Raw genomic sequence first — 15,844 nt, forward strand, 5'->3', positions numbered from 1 at the left:
TTCCTACAGAGATTCTGCTATGCGCCTGCTCCTTGTCGAAGATGATCGTGCCCTCGGCCAGGGGATTCGGGTGGCGTTGGGCGCCGAGGGCTATACCCTCGATTGGCTGCAGGATGGCGTCGCGGCCCTGCATGCGCTGCGCACGGAGAACTTCGATTTGCTGCTGCTCGACCTCGGCCTGCCGCGCCTCGACGGCCTCGACCTGTTGCAGCAACTGCGCGCCGAGCAGCATGACGTGCCGGTGCTGATACTCACCGCCCGCGACGGCACCGCCGAACGCATCGCCGGGCTGGACGCCGGCGCCGACGACTACCTGGTCAAACCCTTCGACGTAGAAGAACTCAAGGCCCGCGTGCGTGCCCTGTTGCGCCGCAGCCAGGGGCGTGCGCAACCGATGCTGGAGCATGCTGGCATTCACCTCGACCCGGCCACCCAGCAAGTGCGCTACCTGGACGAAGACATCATCGTCACACCGATGGAATACCAACTGCTGCACCAACTGATGGTGCGACCCGGCAAGGTGGTGACGCGCGAGCGGCTGTCCCGCGCGTTGTATGGCTGGCAGGACCGCGTCGAGAGCAACACCCTGGAAGTGCTGATTCACAACCTGCGTAAAAAGCTCTCCATCGAACTGATCCGCACTGTGCGCGGTGTCGGCTATGTGCTGGTGCTCAAACCATGAGCTCGGTTCGCGCGCGCATCCTCATCCCCGTCTTGCTGCTGATATTGGCGGGTGACGCCCTGATCAGTTGGCTGGTATTGCGCGACAGCCACCACGAAATCGAAGAAGTCTACGACGCCCAGCTCGCCCAGAGTGCGCGCCTGCTGCAAGGTGTCTTGCGCCAGCGCGATCCCGGCGAAGCGGACTGGGACCGGTTGTACGAGGCATTTGACCAGGCCATGAGCCGGGTCGGCGTGGAGGGCGTCGCCCATCCTTATGAAACCCGGTTGACCTTCCAGGTATGGCGCACTGACGGCCAGTTGCTGGTGCGCTCCGCCGAAGCGCCGATCCTTGCAGCGCCGCCGACCACATTCGGCTCCCACGACATCCTCGACAACGGCAACGACTGGTGCGCTTTCCTGCTCGCCGATCCGCAACAGGGCTTGCTGATCTGGGTGGGCGAGCGCGACGACATTCGCCAGGACCTGATCCAGCGCATCGTGCGCCACACGCTGTGGCCCACATTGATCGGCGTGCCGCTGCTGACGTTGTTGATCTGGCTGGTGATCGGCTGGGGCCTGAAACCGCTGCGTGCGATGGTCTTGTCGATTCGTGGACGCAATACCGACACCTTGCAACCGCTGCACCTCAAGCCCCTGCCGACTGACCTTGAGCCCATGCAAACCGCACTCAACCGACTGCTGGTCCAAGTGGACGACCTGCTCGAGCGCGAGCGCCGCTTCATCGCCGATGCCGCCCATGAACTGCGTACACCCTTGGCGATCCTGCGTATCCACGCCCAGAACGCGCAAAGCGCCGCGACCCCGGAGCAACAGCGCGAGGCCCTGGATTTCCTGGTCAATGGCGTCGACCGCGCCACCCGTATTGGCAGCCAGCTGCTGACCATGGCGCGCATCGAACCGCAGCTGAACAACCCCAAGCGCATCCCCGTGCAACTCACCGAACTGGTGCGCGAAGAACTCGCCGAACTGACCCCGCTGGCCATGGAGCGCGGCGTGGAACTGGTGCTCGAAGGCAATGAAGAGTGCTGGGTCGAAACCGAGCCGGTGGCACTGGCCATCGCCCTGCAAAACCTGGTGACCAACGCGCTGAACTTTTCCCCCGCGGGCAGCGAAGTAAAAGTGGTGATTGGCGCCGATTGCCTGAGCGTGGAGGATGAGGGGCCAGGGATCGACGAGGCGGAGTTGGCGCGCCTGTTCGAACGCTTTTACAGCCGCGGCAATGCCAACGGCGCGGGGCTGGGATTGGCGATTGTCGAGATGATCGTCGGCAAGATCGGCTGCCGCCTGGCGTTGCATAACCTGGAGCAAGGCGGGTTATGTGCGCGGCTGGTGTTCAGCGTGCGCTGATGCACCGCTTTCGCAGCCTCGCTAAGGCTCGACAACTCCCACAGGTGAGCTTCATCGCGTCGGATATTGTGATCACACAGGGGATTGAAATAAGGGTGACACCGCCAATCCCCTGTGGGAGTTGTCGAGCTTTAGCGAGGCTGCGAAAGGATCACCTCGGTATGCCTGCCAGACCTGCGCATTTGCATCGCCGCCTTCCCGAAGTGTGACGGCTCGCCGTTTCAGTGCGGAACAATCCGTTTAAACTCGGGTCCAGTCATCACTCACTCTCACCTTGATAAGGACATCCTCCCGTGAAGCGAATCGCGCTGCTCTCCCTCGCCCTGGCCTTGGGCGCCTGCCAATCCAACCAACGCGACTCATCGCCCAGCCTGCTCAAGGACGGTATCCAACTGCGCCAGAAAACCGTGGCCGTGGATGCGGATCATGCCAAGGTCATCATGAAGGCCAGCGGTGGCACCAACCCTGTCGAATTCGCCGTGCGCCGCGAAGGCGACCCCGACCAGCGCCTGGAAACCCTCGGCACCGTCATGGACACCGGCGAAGGCAAAGTCTTCAACTGGATCGCCAAGCTCAACCAGACCGTCGCCAGCGCCGGGTTCAAGCGTTTTCCGCAGCTGGAACTCCAAGCGGATCCAGGCAAGAAACTCACCGTCTCCAGTTCAGCGAGAAGCCAGGGCAACGGCGCTTACTACAGCTGCGGCCCGGTGATGAGCACGTTCAGCCCGGAAAAGGCCAAGGTGTATCTGGTTGAGTTCCAGTTCAGGCTCAATAGTGCGGCGTGTGCCCAGCAGGTGTTTGATATTACGGATCCGGCGAATCGGGTGTTGATTGGAGGGGAAGGGAGTGAGGTGAAAGAGGGCTAAGCGGAGTTGATTAAACGGTGGGTTTTGCCCACCGTTTGCGTGCTGAAGACTGTGCGAATACCACACCGTTGAAGGTGTGGGTGTCGTAGTCGGAGAAGGGCCCCATCTGCTCGGGCGTCAGCATTGGATTGACCTTTTGCACCAGGCCCGCTTCGTCGACCCACAAGCCGCTGTAGTAGCTGTTTTCATCCGTTCTCACGGACTCCTCCTTGTCGCTTTCATGCATCGCAACCATCCAGAAGATGGGCTCTGGGCGATCCAAGCGGGCTTTGGCTTCGCTGAAAACCTCATCCCACGGGTGGCCCACTTTGGATAGGAGAAACCGGAACAGCGGCGTGTAGTCAAACCCGTGTCGTTGATGGCTGTGCATCGAACCGCGGTTTGATCGTTTGTCTTTTTCGCTTTTAGTGTGCCGCTCGTACCGGTAGGCGCGACAACTGCCGTGGCGCACGCCGTGGGTTCGGGTGTTGACTGAGCGGTAGAGGAGGAGCTTTTGCAGTGTGGGTTTCATCGCATTAGGACGCCTTTTGGCGTTGCTTTGGGGGCGGTGGCCAGGCGCCTTGGTACCGGAAGGAAATTTGGTAGTCGAAGCGGTCGGGTTCGATCATGTGCTGGAAGTACGGCTGAATAATCGTTACCCAGTTAGGTTGAACGTTGAATACGTCGGCGTAGATCGCGGTTTCTTCGCCTAAACCTAATGCTTCAAAAACACTGTCTGGATCTGCGATATCCGCTGAATACTCATCCGCCTTCAAGTCATTGCTGTGTTTTTCGTACCATCGCAGTCTGATTTTCATTAGCATTTTCCGAGTTCCTTTTTATCTGTAAATACGACGTTTCGGGTCCGCCGGTCCGCGACGCTCGGCGGTGTAAGGATCAAATGCGCCGAGGTGTGTTAAATCGCTATTTCGATAGACTTCCAGCTCGCCTTTTTTAGAATCCCACTCAAATATTTTTCTTCCTTTTGCGTCTTTCCAACGTTCACGTAAGCCGGCTCCGCCTTTTCTCGGTGTTAAAGGCTTTTGGGGAATCAGACCGGGAAAGCCTGTTATGTCCTCCGTTTCGGGTGGAGAGAAGTAATCATGGTGTGGGTTTCTGAGCCCTTTCCTTGGCTGGTTTACCACCACATACAGCGGCCGAACCCCCGACTCCACCGGGAACACCAGAATAAAATCCCGATACTCCGGCGGATAAATCGGGTTCACCAGAATCTGTGCGGCCTTTTCGGTCGGCGGATAAATCCAGATTACCGGCGCTTGCGGCGCAGCCTCCAAGGCTGGAATACCCAGCGTGTCACTTGGATCAACGGCGGGCGTCCAGATCAGCTCCACGCCCTCGTCCAAGTCCGCCACAAACTGATCGCCACGGGTTTGAAACTGCACGACATCAATCATCTGCCAATCGGCATGGTTACCCGTGTAAAACCCATACCCCTTGAGCGTACCGTCCTCGCGTTGCTCAATATGCAACCGCATCTGCGACCGCGCCCGCTGCATCGAACGCAACTGCTCCTCGCTGTAGAGCGCGCTATCACCCAGCTCCGACGGCCAGGCCAGCGCCACCAACCCCGTCAACAAGCCTCCGGCGACGGACCCGACGGCAGTGGCCGCCGACTCCAAAACCGCCGAACGCAACGCCAACTGCCCGAGGCCAACGGGCAATGTGCTGCCGCTGATCTTGCGCAAGGCAACTGCGCCCCGGCTGTCCACCTCACGCCCACCCAGCAGGCTTAAATGGCCATACTCCTTGACCAACTCCAACGGGACATACCCCGCAGGGTTGAAGTAATGGGTGACGCCGTCAGGCAGTTGGCAGGGCTTGATGAAAACGCAGCCGCAAGGTTTGGCCAGCGTGGGTACCGGGGCAGGGGTTGGCTCGAAAAAATCAACCGTCGGTGAATACGGCACACGCAATGGCTGCGGAATCAGGATGCGCTGTTTGAGTTGCTCTGCTTCGGTGGGGGGATAAAAGCGTTCTGACATGAGCGGCTCACTTCCTTGTGCGAGGTAGTGAGCCTACGGAGGCGAATCAGCGCCAGATATGCGCTTTGTTCGATGAGTTGCGTGGGAAAGTTCAGCGGCTTACCAGCGGCCCTCGGCACTGATACTTGAGCCCCACCATCAGATGGCGTGGGTCACCGCTGAAGCAGCTGTTGTATCGCCCATACCCGCTGTAATACTGGCGGTCGAACACGTTATTCAGTGACCGATGCACTCAGGGCTTGTTGATTTTGCAGCGCGCCAGCAGGCCCACCACTGCGTAGCTGCCTTCCTTGGCGTGAGCAATGAAGAAGACCTTGGGACGCCAAGGTCTTTTTTTGTCGCGGATCAGCCCAGCAGATGCTTGGAAATCAACCGCGAGATTTCCACAATCGACGTCTTCCCCGTGAACTCAAACCTCACTTTCCCCAGCGACGAAAAGTAAATCTCCAACTCCGAATCCAGGTCAAACGTCCCGGATGTCTCCACCGAATACGCGACGATGTTTTTGTACGGCAGCGACGTGAAGTCCTTCTTGCTGCCGGTAATCCCCTGCACGTTGACCGCAATAATCCGCTTGGTGGTGAACACCACGCCGTCGCGCATGGCCTTGTAGGCGTCGATCACTTCTTCACCGTCGAGCAGCAGGGCCGAGACGCGTTCGGCGTATTCGTTGTTTTGCTTGAGCTTGAAGAAACCTTTGTTGTTGAAGTCGATCATGGGCCGGTCCTTAGATAAGTAGTGCCGTGGGTGTATGACGTTTTGCTCGCGGATCTGTATCTAACGCGCGCATTTTGAACGCCCTACCATGGCGTCCAACCCTGCAACGTTGGCCAAATGTTTCACGTCGACAGAACAATACCCCAGGAGCCGAAGAATGCCTGAACTGTCCAGCTGGCTGGCCTATGCGCTGATTTCACTCGGCATGGTGCTGACGCCCGGCCCGAACATGATTTACCTGATTTCTCGGTCGATCTGCCAGGGACGAACGGCGGGGTTTATCTCGCTGGGCGGCGTGGCGCTGGGGTTTGTGGTGTACATGTTGTGCGCGGCATTGGGGATAACGGCCTTGGTGATGGCAGTGCCTTTTGCCTACGACGCCTTGCGCTTCGGCGGTGCGCTTTACCTGGTTTACCTGGCGTGGCAGGCGATCAAACCGGGTGGTCGTTCGCCGTTCCAAGTGCAGAGCCTGCCCCAGGACAGCCCGCGCAAGCTGTTCACCATGGGCCTGGTGACCAACCTGCTGAACCCCAAGGTGGCGGTGATGTATCTCTCGCTGCTGCCGCAGTTCATCGATCCGAACGGCCATGGCAGTGTGCTGGCGCAATCCTTGGTGCTGGGCTTTACGCAGATCTTCATCAGCGTGAGCGTCAACGCGGTGATTGCCACGATGGCGGGCTCCATCGCGGTGTTTTTCGTCACCCGGCCGGGTTGGCAGGTGGTGCAGCGCTGGCTGATGGGCTCGGTGCTGATGGGGCTGGCGGTGCGGATGGCGGTTGAAGGGCGGCGCTAGGTTGCTTTATTGGATGTCCTTAAGGTAATCCTTGAGGGCATTCAGCGGTGCCGGCAGTTCATCAAGCTGACCCACGCTTTGCACATCAGCCGCCAACCGTTGCAGTTCGCGACCCATCACCGTATTGGCGCCGCCCAATGCCTCAAGTGCCTGGTCAACACAGTCCGCTATCTTGGATTGAATAGCCGCCAGGTTTCCCTGGCGCACCAGCAGCCCAAACACTTCGCGCTCATACCCATCCATCACCAGGTCATCCCGCAAAACCGGGCTGCCGCCGTCCGTCTCGTGCACCAGTTTCAGTGCAAAGAGCGCAACCGCTTCCAGCGTCAATTCCATGGTTTCGGTGCCTCTGTTTTTTGGGGGGAGGGCGATGATCACTGTTCTTTGGTCGAAAAAAAAGACCCGGGTGCAGGAGTCAGCTACAAGGCTGGATAGGGCCAGCGGCATTGATATCGGCGCAGTCTCGGAAAGACGGGGATAAACGCATTCTTTACTTGATGGCTGCAACTCGCCGATACTAGGATGAGATCAGTTCTCAAATGCATCTATCTATCAGGCCGAGGCTTTCCGTGTCGTCGTCATCCACTCCCCCAGTGCCTCACGTCGATGTTCGCACCTTGTATGTCAATCATCACGCGTGGCTGCTGGGTTGGTTGCGCAAGCGAATGCGCCATGGCGACCACGCTGCCGACCTGGCCCACGATATCTTTGTGCAGATCCTCGGCAAGCCGGAACAATTGCAGGAACTGCGCCAGCCTCGTGCCTGGTTAAGTACCGTGGCGCGTGGCGTACTGGTGGATCGGGTTCGCAGGCAGCGGATCGAGCGAGCCTACCTGCAAGCCATTGCGCACCTGCCGGAAGCCGAGGTGCCATCGCCCGAGTCGCAATTGATTCTGTTGGAAACACTGTCTCGCGTAGATGCATTACTCAATGGCCTCCTCCCCAAGGTGCGCATGGCCTTCCTGATGTCGCGCCTCGAGGGCCTCAGCTACAAGGAAATCGCTGAGCGCCTGGCCGTCAGTCTCAGCTCGGTAGAAAAGTACATGGCCAGCGCCATCCGCCACTGCTACCTGGCCCAACGATGAGCCTTCACTCTCTTCCCGAACTTCCAGACGCTGTGCTCGACCAGGCCATCGGTTGGCTGGTCAGGATCGAGTCCGGTGGCTCGAATCCCGAGATGCTGGAGGCCTGCCAATGCTGGCGTCAAGCCGATGTGATGCATGAAGCCGCCTGGCAAGCATTGCGCAAAAGCGACGCGGCTTTCCAGGGCTTGGCCGCTTTACCCGGCACAGTAGCGCTGGATACCCTACAAAGCCTGAACAGTGGTCGCCACAGCCGGCGCCACGCGATCAAGTTGCTGGGGATGGGGCTTGTGGTCAGCGGTGTGGGCGGCTGGTCGCTGCGCGAAAGCACGTGGGTACCCTGGGGAGCGGACTATGCCACCGGGGTCGGCGAGCGACGCCAGTTCATGCTCAATGATGGCACCCGCCTGCAATTGAACACCGCCAGTGTGGTGGACGTTCAATTCACTGCCCAGCACCGACTGATCGGACTGCGCCGTGGCGAAATTTTCATCGATACCGGCAAGGACAACGCCGCGCCGGACGGGCGCCGCAGCTTCTGGGTCAGCACCCCGCACGCACGTTTGCAGGCCATCGGAACCGCTTTCGCCGTGCGTGACGACTATCAGGGCACGCGAGTGCGTGTAGAAGACGGTGTGGTGGCTATTCATGGCCAAGGTGAGCCGGTCTTGATCGCTGCCGCCGAGGAATATGTGATCGATGCCAACGGCAGTCACCGTGTCGACGTAAGCAGCATTAACGCCAGTGCGTGGACACGTGGCCAGTTGGTGGCCAAACGCATGCTGCTGCGCGACCTTGCCGCCGAACTGGCGCGTTATCGTCACGGCTGGCTGCGCTGTGATCCGGATATTGCGCAACTGGAAGTATCCGGCGTATTCCAGCTTGATGACATTGACCGGGCCCTGAGTGCATTGAGCGATTCGTTGCCCGTACGTGTTGAACGTTTTACCCCGCTCTGGACCCGCATCGTTGCCCGTTAAACGCGATGAGAAAAAATCTCAAAAACGTTTACGGGTTTCTCCGAGCCCTTCGACAGACAGGAAATACATTCAGTCATTCGAAAGGAGCTCAGCGTCCATGTCCTCTGCCTTTACTTTCCCTCAGCCGCTCCAGCGCAGTGCGCTTGCGCTTACCCTGCGTAGTGTTTTGCTGGCCGGTGTGACCAGCCTGCCCCTGGCCAGTTTTGCGGTGCAGGCAGAAAACGTCGACCGCCGTCATTACGATTTGGCGGGCGGGCCGCTGGACGACTCGCTCAATCGCTTTGCACAGGTTGCCGGTATCAGCCTTCCCTTTGATCCGGCGTTGGTGCAAGGCAAACGCGCGCCGGCGCTGCGTGGTGATTATGGCGTACACGAAGGCCTCAACCGCCTGCTCGTCGACAGTGGCCTGGCGGCTATTCGGACTGCCAGTGGCAACTATTTGCTGGTCGCGCGCACCCGCGACAGTGATGCACTCGAGTTGGGCGCTACCACCATCAGCGGCCTGAGCCTCGGGGCAGCCACTGAGAACAGTGGTTCCTACACCACTGGGGTCATGCAGACTGCAACAAAATTGCCGCTGTCCCTGCGCGAGACCCCGCAATCCGTGACGGTGATTACGCGCCAGCGCATGGATGACCAGGCCATGCGCAGTCTCGATGATGTCGTCCAGGCCACCCCGGGGCTACGAATGTCGGCTGCGCGCCCGGCCAACAGCGAGTTTTTCGCCCGCGGCTTTCCTATCACCAATATTATGTTCGATGGCCTGCCGACCACTTACAACGCCGACTGGGTCGCCACCGCCGATCTTGCGCCTTACGACCGTGTCGAAGTAGTCCGTGGCGCCACCGGCATGATGCAAGGCGCCGGCAACCCGTCGGCAGCCATCAACATGGTGCGCAAGCGTCCCACCAAAGAGTTCCAGGCCAGTATCACCGGCAGTGCCGGCAGTTGGGACAACTATCGCAGTGAGTTGGATGTGTCCGGCCCGGTTACTGACAGCGGCAGCGTGCGTGGCCGTTTTGTGGGTGCCTACCACGACAAGGACAGCTATCAGGATTACGCAGGGCGTGAGCGCGGCGTGTTCTACGGCGTCACCGAGTTTGACCTGACCGACAGCACCACCCTGACCGTGGGTGCATCCGATCAGAACGACAATAACAACATCAACTGGGGCGGCTTACCGGTGAACCCGAACGGCAGCCACATGGGCTTCTCCCGTTCCAAATCGTTCGGCTACAGCTGGTCGCACCAGGACATCGACAACAAAACGCTGTTTGTCGAGCTCGACCAGCGTTTCGACAACGACTGGCGCCTGCATGCAGGGGCCTCGAAAAACTGGTCTGACTTCAAGTTGGTGGGTGCGGTCCTGGAACGTAACAACGACACGACCTACCGGCAAAGAGTGTTCAACCAAGGGCGTGACTACGACCAGTCCACCTATGATTTCTTTGCCAGCGGCCCCTTCGCCCTGATGGGGCGTCAGCATGAGCTGGTAGTCGGCGCCAGCAAGCGCCAACTCAAGACCGAGGCCGTGGGTGGCACGACCTTCATCAATAATATCGACATCAACCATTTCAACCCGAATACGCCCCGGCCGTTCGTTCCCGATATCTATTCCATCAACGACAAGGTCGATCAAGAGGGCCTATACGTCACCACGCGCTGGAATCTCGCCGACCCGCTGAAAGTCATTCTCGGCGCGCGCCTGGAATGGTACGACTCGACCTCGATCTATAACGAGACCAACGACCAGTACTACACTTCGGGCAAAACCAAGGAAACGCGCCACGTCACCCGTTATGCCGGCTTCATCTACGACCTGGACGACAACCACTCCGTCTACGCCAGCTACACCGACATCTTCCAGCCCCAGAGCGAAAAGAACAGCGACGGCGCCGGGATCAAGCCCATCACCGGCGAAAACTACGAAGTGGGTATCAAGGGCGAATACTTCGGTGGCGCACTGAACGCCAGTGCCTCGCTGTTCCAGATCGACCAACTGAACCGCGCGGCGGAAGTGGCGGACGCCAGCACCTGCCGGGTTATTCCTGTCGGCGCCTATGGCTGTTACGAAGCCGCTGGCAAAGTTCGCAGCCAGGGTATCGAGCTGGAGATCAACGGTGCACTGACGCCAAACTGGCAGGTCGGCGCCGGTTACACCTTCGCTCAGGCGAAGTACAAAAAGGATGCGGACAATTCCAAGGAAGGCACCCTGTTCGACACTGACGTGCCTCGCCACATGTTCAAGGCCAGCACCACCTACCACCTGCAGGGTGATCTGAACAAGCTGCGTGTCGGTGCAAACGTCTACAGCCAGAGCAGTACCTTCAATAAAGGCCGCAACGTTTTCGGCAACTACCATATCGAACAGGAGGCCTATGCGTTGGTGGGGCTGATGGCTGGCTACCAGGTCAGTAAACACCTCGACACCCAACTGAACATCAACAACGTGTTCGATAAAAAGTACTACCAGGGGATTGCCAGTAACTCTACGTGGAGTCCGTACGATGTGTATGGTGATCCGCGTAACTTTACGGTCACTGCCAAGTACACTTTCTGATTGGAGGGGGGCTGGCGTTTTCGCAGGCAAGCCAGCTCCCACAGGAGACTGCATTTCAAGGTGGCGACGGCGGCGATCGGTCATTTCGCGGGCTGGCCACTTTTCTACAGGCGAAAAAAAAGACCTTGAATTTCAAGGTCTTTTTTTAAGATGGTGCCCCGAGGGAGACTCGAACTCCCACTCCTTTCGAAAACGGATTTTGAATCCGCCGCGTCTACCAATTCCGCCATCAGGGCTCAATGGCGGCGAAGTATAGAGAGGTGATTACCGTTGGTCAATCACGTTTCATGGTCAATTTTGACTATTTCCGCTAGACTTCCCGGCCCTGCTAGACGAACCCCATCATGCGCGTTGCTGACTTTACTTTTGAGCTCCCTGATTCGCTGATCGCTCGCCATCCTTTGGCCGAGCGTCGCGCCAGTCGACTGCTGACCCTGGACGGGGTGAGTGGTGCCCTCGCACACCGTCAATTCACTGATTTGCTTGAGCATTTGCGCCCTGGCGATCTGATGGTGTTCAACAATACCCGGGTGATTCCGGCACGGCTGTTTGGCCAGAAAGCGTCCGGCGGCAAGCTGGAAATTCTGGTGGAGCGGGTGCTGGATAGCCATCGCGTGCTGGCCCATGTGCGCTCCAGCAAGTCGCCGAAACCGGGCTCGAGCATCCTCATCGATGGTGGTGGCGAAGCCGAGATGGTCGCGCGTCATGATGCGCTGTTCGAACTCAAGTTCGCCGAAGAGGTGTTGCCGTTGCTGGAGCGCGTCGGCCATATGCCGTTGCCTCCTTATATAGACCGCCCCGACGAAGATTCGGACCGCGAGCGCTATCAGACGGTCTACTCCCAGCGCCTCGGCGCCGTGGCTGCACCGACTGCCGGGCTGCATTTCGACCAGCCGTTGCTGGACGCGATTGCCGCCAAGGGCGTCGAGACCGCCTATGTGACCCTGCACGTGGGGGCCGGTACGTTTCAGCCGGTGCGTGTGGATAAGATCGAAGATCACCATATGCACAGCGAATGGCTGGAAGTCAGCCAGGAAGTCGTGGACGCGGTTGACGCGTGCAAGGCGCGCGGCGGGCGGGTGATTGCAGTAGGCACTACCAGCGTGCGTTCCCTGGAGAGTGCAGCGCGTGATGGCGTGCTCAAGCCGTTCAGTGGCGACACCGATATCTTCATTTACCCAGGCCGGCCGTTCCATGTGGTCGATTGCCTGGTCACCAACTTCCATTTGCCGGAATCCACGCTGTTGATGCTGGTGTCGGCATTTGCCGGTTATCCCGAGACCATGGCCGCTTATCAAGCCGCGATCGATAACGGATACCGTTTTTTCAGCTACGGTGATGCGATGTTTATCACCCGTAATCCGGCGCCGCGCGGCCCAGAGGAACAACTATGAGTCGTATGTCGTTTGAACTGCTCGCCACCGACGGCAAAGCCCGTCGGGGTCGCCTGACTTTCCCGCGCGGCACGGTCGAGACCCCGGCGTTCATGCCCGTGGGCACCTACGGCACCGTCAAGGGCATGCTGCCGCGCGACATCGTCGCCACCGGCGCGGAAATCATCCTCGGCAACACCTTCCACCTGTGGCTGCGCCCAGGCACGGAAGTGATCAAGAAGCACGGCGACCTGCATGACTTCATGAAGTGGCAAGGCCCGATCCTGACCGACTCGGGTGGTTTCCAGGTGTTCAGCCTGGGCGCCATGCGCAAGATCAAGGAGGAGGGCGTGACCTTCGCCTCGCCGGTGGACGGTTCCAAGGTGTTCATGGGCCCGGAAGAGTCGATGCAGGTGCAGCGTGACCTGGGCTCCGACATCGTGATGATTTTCGACGAGTGCACGCCGTACCCGGCCGATGAAGACGTCGCGCGGATTTCCATGGAGCTGTCCCTGCGTTGGGCCCAGCGCTCGAAGAATGCGCATGGCGACAACACTGCCGCACTGTTCGGTATCGTCCAGGGTGGCATGCACGAAAGCCTGCGCAAACGCTCGCTCGAAGGCTTGGACAAGATTGGCTTTGACGGCCTGGCCATCGGCGGTTTGTCGGTGGGCGAGCCCAAGCACGAAATGATCAAGGTGCTGGATTACCTGCCGGGCCTGATGCCGGCTGACAAACCTCGTTACCTTATGGGCGTTGGCAAACCCGAGGATCTCGTAGAGGGTGTGCGCCGCGGTGTGGACATGTTCGATTGCGTGATGCCAACCCGTAATGCCCGCAATGGGCATCTGTTCATCGATACAGGCGTGCTGAAGATCCGTAACGCGTTCCATCGCCATGATGATTCGCCGCTGGATCCCACCTGTGATTGCTACACCTGCCAGAACTTCTCCCGTGCTTATCTGCACCATCTGGACAAGTGTGGGGAAATGCTGGGTAGCATGTTGAATACCATCCACAATTTGCGTCACTACCAAGTCCTGATGGCTGGTTTGCGCGAGGCTATTCAACAGGGTACATTGGCCGCCTTCGTCGATGCCTTCTATGCCAAGCGCGGGCTCCCTGTGCCGCCCTTGGACTGAGTTTTCCGACCCTAAGATTCACTATTTGCAACTGGAGTGCTAAATGAGCTTTTTTATCTCTAACGCCATGGCTGATGCCGCTGCGCCTGCCGCTGCCGGTCCTATGGGCGGTGGTTTCGAGTGGATTTTCCTGGTCGGCTTCCTGGTCATCTTCTACCTGATGATCTGGCGTCCACAGGCCAAGCGCGCCAAAGAGCAGAAGAACCTGCTCGGCAGCCTGCAGAAAGGTGACGAAGTTGTGACCACCGGCGGCATCGCTGGCAAGATCACCAAGGTTTCCGACGCTTTCGTGGTTCTGGAAGTCTCCGACACCGTAGAAATGAAGTTCCAGAAGGGCGCCATCGCCGCCACGCTGCCTAAAGGCACGCTCAAAGCGATCTGAGTAACAACCTTTACCAATCGACGGGGCGCGCAAGGCGCCCCGCGTTATAAGCGGGCGGCGTGATGCTGAACAAATACCCTCTGTGGAAATACGTACTGATCCTGGCGGTGCTGGCGATCGGTTTTATTTATTCCGCTCCCAATCTCTATCCTGATGACCCGGCGATCCAGATCACTGGCGCCAGCACTTCGCTGCAAGTCAATCAGGCTGACCTGGAACGCGCGAGCAAGGCACTGACCGACGCTGGCATCCAGGTTAAAGCGGCAACGTTGGCGGCTGATGCGAAGGGCGGCTTGCTGCGCCTGACCAAGGCAGAAGACCAATTGCCGGCCAAAGACGTTGTGCGCAAGGTCATGGGTGATGACTACGTCGTCGCGCTAAACCTGGCACAGACCACGCCGACCTGGTTGCGCAAGATCGGCGCGCACCCGATGAAGCTGGGCCTGGACTTGTCCGGTGGTGTGCACTTCCTGCTGGAAGTCGACATGGACAAAGCCCTCGACGCTCGCCTGAAAGTCTACGAAGGCGACGTGAAGAGCCTGCTGCGCAAAGAGAAGTTGCGTTATCGCAGCCTGCCGCAGCTCAACGGTGCCATCCAGCTGGGCTTCTCTGACGAAGCTTCGCGCGAACAGGCCCGTGCGCTGATCCGCAAGAATTTCAACGATTTCGACATCGTGCCGGCTGACCTCAATGGTCAGGCTGTACTGCGTCTGGCGATGACCCCAGCCAAGCTGGCGGAAATCCGCGAATACTCCATCAAGCAGAACTTGACCACGGTACGTAACCGCGTCAACGAGCTGGGTGTGGCCGAGCCGATCGTTCAGCGCCAGGGCGCCAACCGCATCGTGGTTGAGCTGCCGGGCGTACAGGACACTGCTGAAGCCAAGCGTATCCTGGGCAAGACTGCCAACCTGGAATTCCGTCTGGCGGCTGAGCCGGGTGCTACCCGCGCGACTGCCGAAGAGTTCGAGTTCCGCGAAGGCAACCGTCCTCCAGCGCTGATCGAGCGTGGCTTGATCATCACCGGTGACCAGGTGACTGACGCCAAGGCTGGTTTCGGTGAGCACGGTACCCCTGAAGTGAACATCCGCCTGGATGGCCACGGCGGCGAACTGATGAGCCGCGCCACGCGCAGCAACGTCGGTCGCAGCATGGCGGTGATCTTCATCGAGCAACGCCCGGTGACCACCTACACCAAGCAGATCGTCAACGGCGTCGAGAAAGACGTGCCGGTACAGACCTTCAAGGAAGAGAAGAAGATCATCAGCCTGGCGACCATCCAGTCGCCGCTGGGTGCTCAATTCCGTATCACTGGCCTGAACGGCCAGGGTGAGTCCTCGGAGCTGGCCCTGTTGCTGCGTGCCGGTGGCCTGGCTGCACCGATGTACTTCGCTGAAGAACGTACCATCGGCCCGAGCCTGGGTGCCGACAACATCACCAAGGGTATCGACGCGGCCTTGTGGGGCATGCTGTTCGTGTCGCTGTTCATCATCGCCATCTACCGCTTCTTCGGCATCATCGCCACCGTGGCCCTGGCGGGCAACATGGTGATGCTGCTGGCCCTGATGTCGCTGCTGGGCGCTACACTGACCCTGCCAGGTATCGCCGGTATCGTACTCACCATGGGTATGGCGGTAGACGCCAACGTGCTGATCTTCTCGCGGATCCGTGAAGAGATCGCCGCCGGCATGACCGTGCAGCGTGCAATCAACGAAGGCTTCGGCCGGGCATTTACCGCGATTCTCGACTCCAACTTGACCACTTTGCTGGTCGGCGGGATTCTCTTTGCCATGGGCACCGGCCCGGTCAAAGGTTTTGCGGTGACCATGTCCCTCGGTATCTTTACCTCGATGTTCACGGCCATCATGGTGACCCGCGCAATGGTCAACCTGATCTTTGGCGGGCGTGACTTCAAGAAGTTGTGGATTTAAGGGGC

At 59.2% G+C, this 15,844-nt stretch carries 16 protein-coding genes and 1 tRNA gene; 11 read left to right on the forward strand and 6 right to left on the reverse strand.

Annotated features, from left to right (window positions below; genetic code table 11):
- The first annotated feature begins 19 nt into the window (after positions 1–19).
- From C9990_RS04990 to C9990_RS05000, 3 genes are all read left to right on the forward strand, one after another.
- Positions 20–682: a response regulator gene (locus C9990_RS04990; protein ID WP_106802672.1), complete on the forward strand. Its 663-nt coding sequence runs from the start codon at positions 20–22 to the stop codon at positions 680–682.
- Positions 679–2,031, forward strand: coding sequence for a sensor histidine kinase (locus tag C9990_RS04995; protein WP_106802673.1), 1,353 nt, complete (start codon positions 679–681; stop codon positions 2,029–2,031). The genes C9990_RS04990 and C9990_RS04995 overlap by 4 nt, the downstream gene beginning before the upstream one ends.
- Positions 2,032–2,324: 293 nt before the next feature.
- Positions 2,325–2,897: a hypothetical protein gene (locus C9990_RS05000; protein WP_106802674.1), complete on the forward strand. Its 573-nt coding sequence runs from the start codon at positions 2,325–2,327 to the stop codon at positions 2,895–2,897.
- A gap of 10 nt (positions 2,898–2,907) precedes the next feature.
- On the opposite strand, the gene C9990_RS05005 is transcribed toward C9990_RS05000, so the two are convergent.
- From C9990_RS05005 to C9990_RS05025, 4 genes are all read right to left on the reverse strand, one after another.
- Positions 2,908–3,408, reverse strand: coding sequence for a hypothetical protein (locus C9990_RS05005; protein WP_106802675.1), 501 nt, complete (start codon positions 3,406–3,408; stop codon positions 2,908–2,910).
- 4 nt (positions 3,409–3,412) lie between these two features.
- Complete coding sequence (locus C9990_RS05010) at positions 3,413–3,700, reverse strand: colicin E3-like toxin immunity protein (RefSeq protein WP_106802676.1); 288 nt, start codon at positions 3,698–3,700, stop codon at positions 3,413–3,415.
- Between the two features lie 15 nt (positions 3,701–3,715).
- A complete protein-coding gene (locus C9990_RS05015; RefSeq protein ID WP_106802677.1) occupies positions 3,716–4,879 on the reverse strand; it encodes an S-type pyocin domain-containing protein in 1,164 nt (387 codons plus the stop codon).
- A gap of 345 nt (positions 4,880–5,224) precedes the next feature.
- Positions 5,225–5,596 carry a PH domain-containing protein gene (locus C9990_RS05025; RefSeq protein WP_065908583.1) on the reverse strand — a complete coding sequence of 124 codons (372 nt, stop codon included), beginning with the start codon at positions 5,594–5,596 and terminating at the stop codon, positions 5,225–5,227.
- A gap of 157 nt (positions 5,597–5,753) precedes the next feature.
- Here C9990_RS05025 and C9990_RS05030 point away from each other — a divergent pair, with 157 nt between their 5' ends.
- A complete protein-coding gene (locus C9990_RS05030) occupies positions 5,754–6,389 on the forward strand; it encodes a LysE family translocator (RefSeq protein WP_106802678.1) in 636 nt (211 codons plus the stop codon).
- Positions 6,390–6,395: 6 nt separating this feature from the next.
- Here C9990_RS05030 and C9990_RS05035 read toward each other — a convergent pair whose 3' ends face one another.
- On the reverse strand, positions 6,396–6,725 hold the full coding sequence (locus tag C9990_RS05035; RefSeq protein ID WP_106802679.1) for a hypothetical protein: 330 nt from the start codon (positions 6,723–6,725) through the stop codon (positions 6,396–6,398).
- Positions 6,726–6,928: 203 nt separating this feature from the next.
- On the opposite strand from C9990_RS05035, the gene C9990_RS05040 reads away from it, so the two are divergent.
- The 3 genes from C9990_RS05040 (at position 6,929) to C9990_RS05050 (ending at position 11,011) form a co-directional block, all read left to right on the forward strand.
- Positions 6,929–7,474, forward strand: a complete 546-nt coding sequence (locus tag C9990_RS05040) for a sigma-70 family RNA polymerase sigma factor (protein ID WP_065908587.1) — start codon at positions 6,929–6,931, stop codon at positions 7,472–7,474.
- Positions 7,471–8,451: a FecR family protein gene (locus tag C9990_RS05045; protein ID WP_106802680.1), complete on the forward strand. Its 981-nt coding sequence runs from the start codon at positions 7,471–7,473 to the stop codon at positions 8,449–8,451. Before C9990_RS05040 ends, C9990_RS05045 begins: the two co-directional genes overlap by 4 nt.
- A gap of 97 nt (positions 8,452–8,548) precedes the next feature.
- The gene (locus tag C9990_RS05050; RefSeq protein WP_106802681.1) at positions 8,549–11,011 is read left to right on the forward strand and encodes a TonB-dependent siderophore receptor; all 2,463 of its coding nucleotides are present in this window, start codon (positions 8,549–8,551) and stop codon (positions 11,009–11,011) included.
- A gap of 151 nt (positions 11,012–11,162) precedes the next feature.
- Here C9990_RS05050 and C9990_RS05055 read toward each other — a convergent pair.
- Positions 11,163–11,247 (reverse strand) — tRNA-Leu (locus C9990_RS05055).
- A gap of 108 nt (positions 11,248–11,355) precedes the next feature.
- Here C9990_RS05055 and queA point away from each other — a divergent pair.
- From queA to secD, 4 genes are all read left to right on the forward strand, one after another.
- Positions 11,356–12,405 carry a tRNA preQ1(34) S-adenosylmethionine ribosyltransferase-isomerase QueA gene (queA, locus tag C9990_RS05060; protein WP_065908609.1) on the forward strand — a complete coding sequence of 350 codons (1,050 nt, stop codon included), beginning with the start codon at positions 11,356–11,358 and terminating at the stop codon, positions 12,403–12,405.
- Between the two features lie 5 nt (positions 12,406–12,410).
- Positions 12,411–13,526 carry a tRNA guanosine(34) transglycosylase Tgt gene (gene tgt, locus C9990_RS05065; protein WP_003175976.1) on the forward strand — a complete coding sequence of 372 codons (1,116 nt, stop codon included), beginning with the start codon at positions 12,411–12,413 and terminating at the stop codon, positions 13,524–13,526.
- Between the two features lie 43 nt (positions 13,527–13,569).
- Positions 13,570–13,908 (forward strand): preprotein translocase subunit YajC, encoded by a 339-nt coding sequence (yajC, locus tag C9990_RS05070; RefSeq protein WP_003175975.1) that lies wholly within the window; start codon positions 13,570–13,572, stop codon positions 13,906–13,908.
- 62 nt (positions 13,909–13,970) lie between these two features.
- Complete coding sequence (secD, locus tag C9990_RS05075) at positions 13,971–15,839, forward strand: protein translocase subunit SecD (protein ID WP_106802682.1); 1,869 nt, start codon at positions 13,971–13,973, stop codon at positions 15,837–15,839.
- The last annotated feature ends 5 nt before the right edge of the window (positions 15,840–15,844 follow it).

This window comes from Pseudomonas sp. S5D5 (assembly GCF_003013355.1).
GTDB classification, from domain to species: domain Bacteria; phylum Pseudomonadota; class Gammaproteobacteria; order Pseudomonadales; family Pseudomonadaceae; genus Aquipseudomonas; species Aquipseudomonas aylmerensis.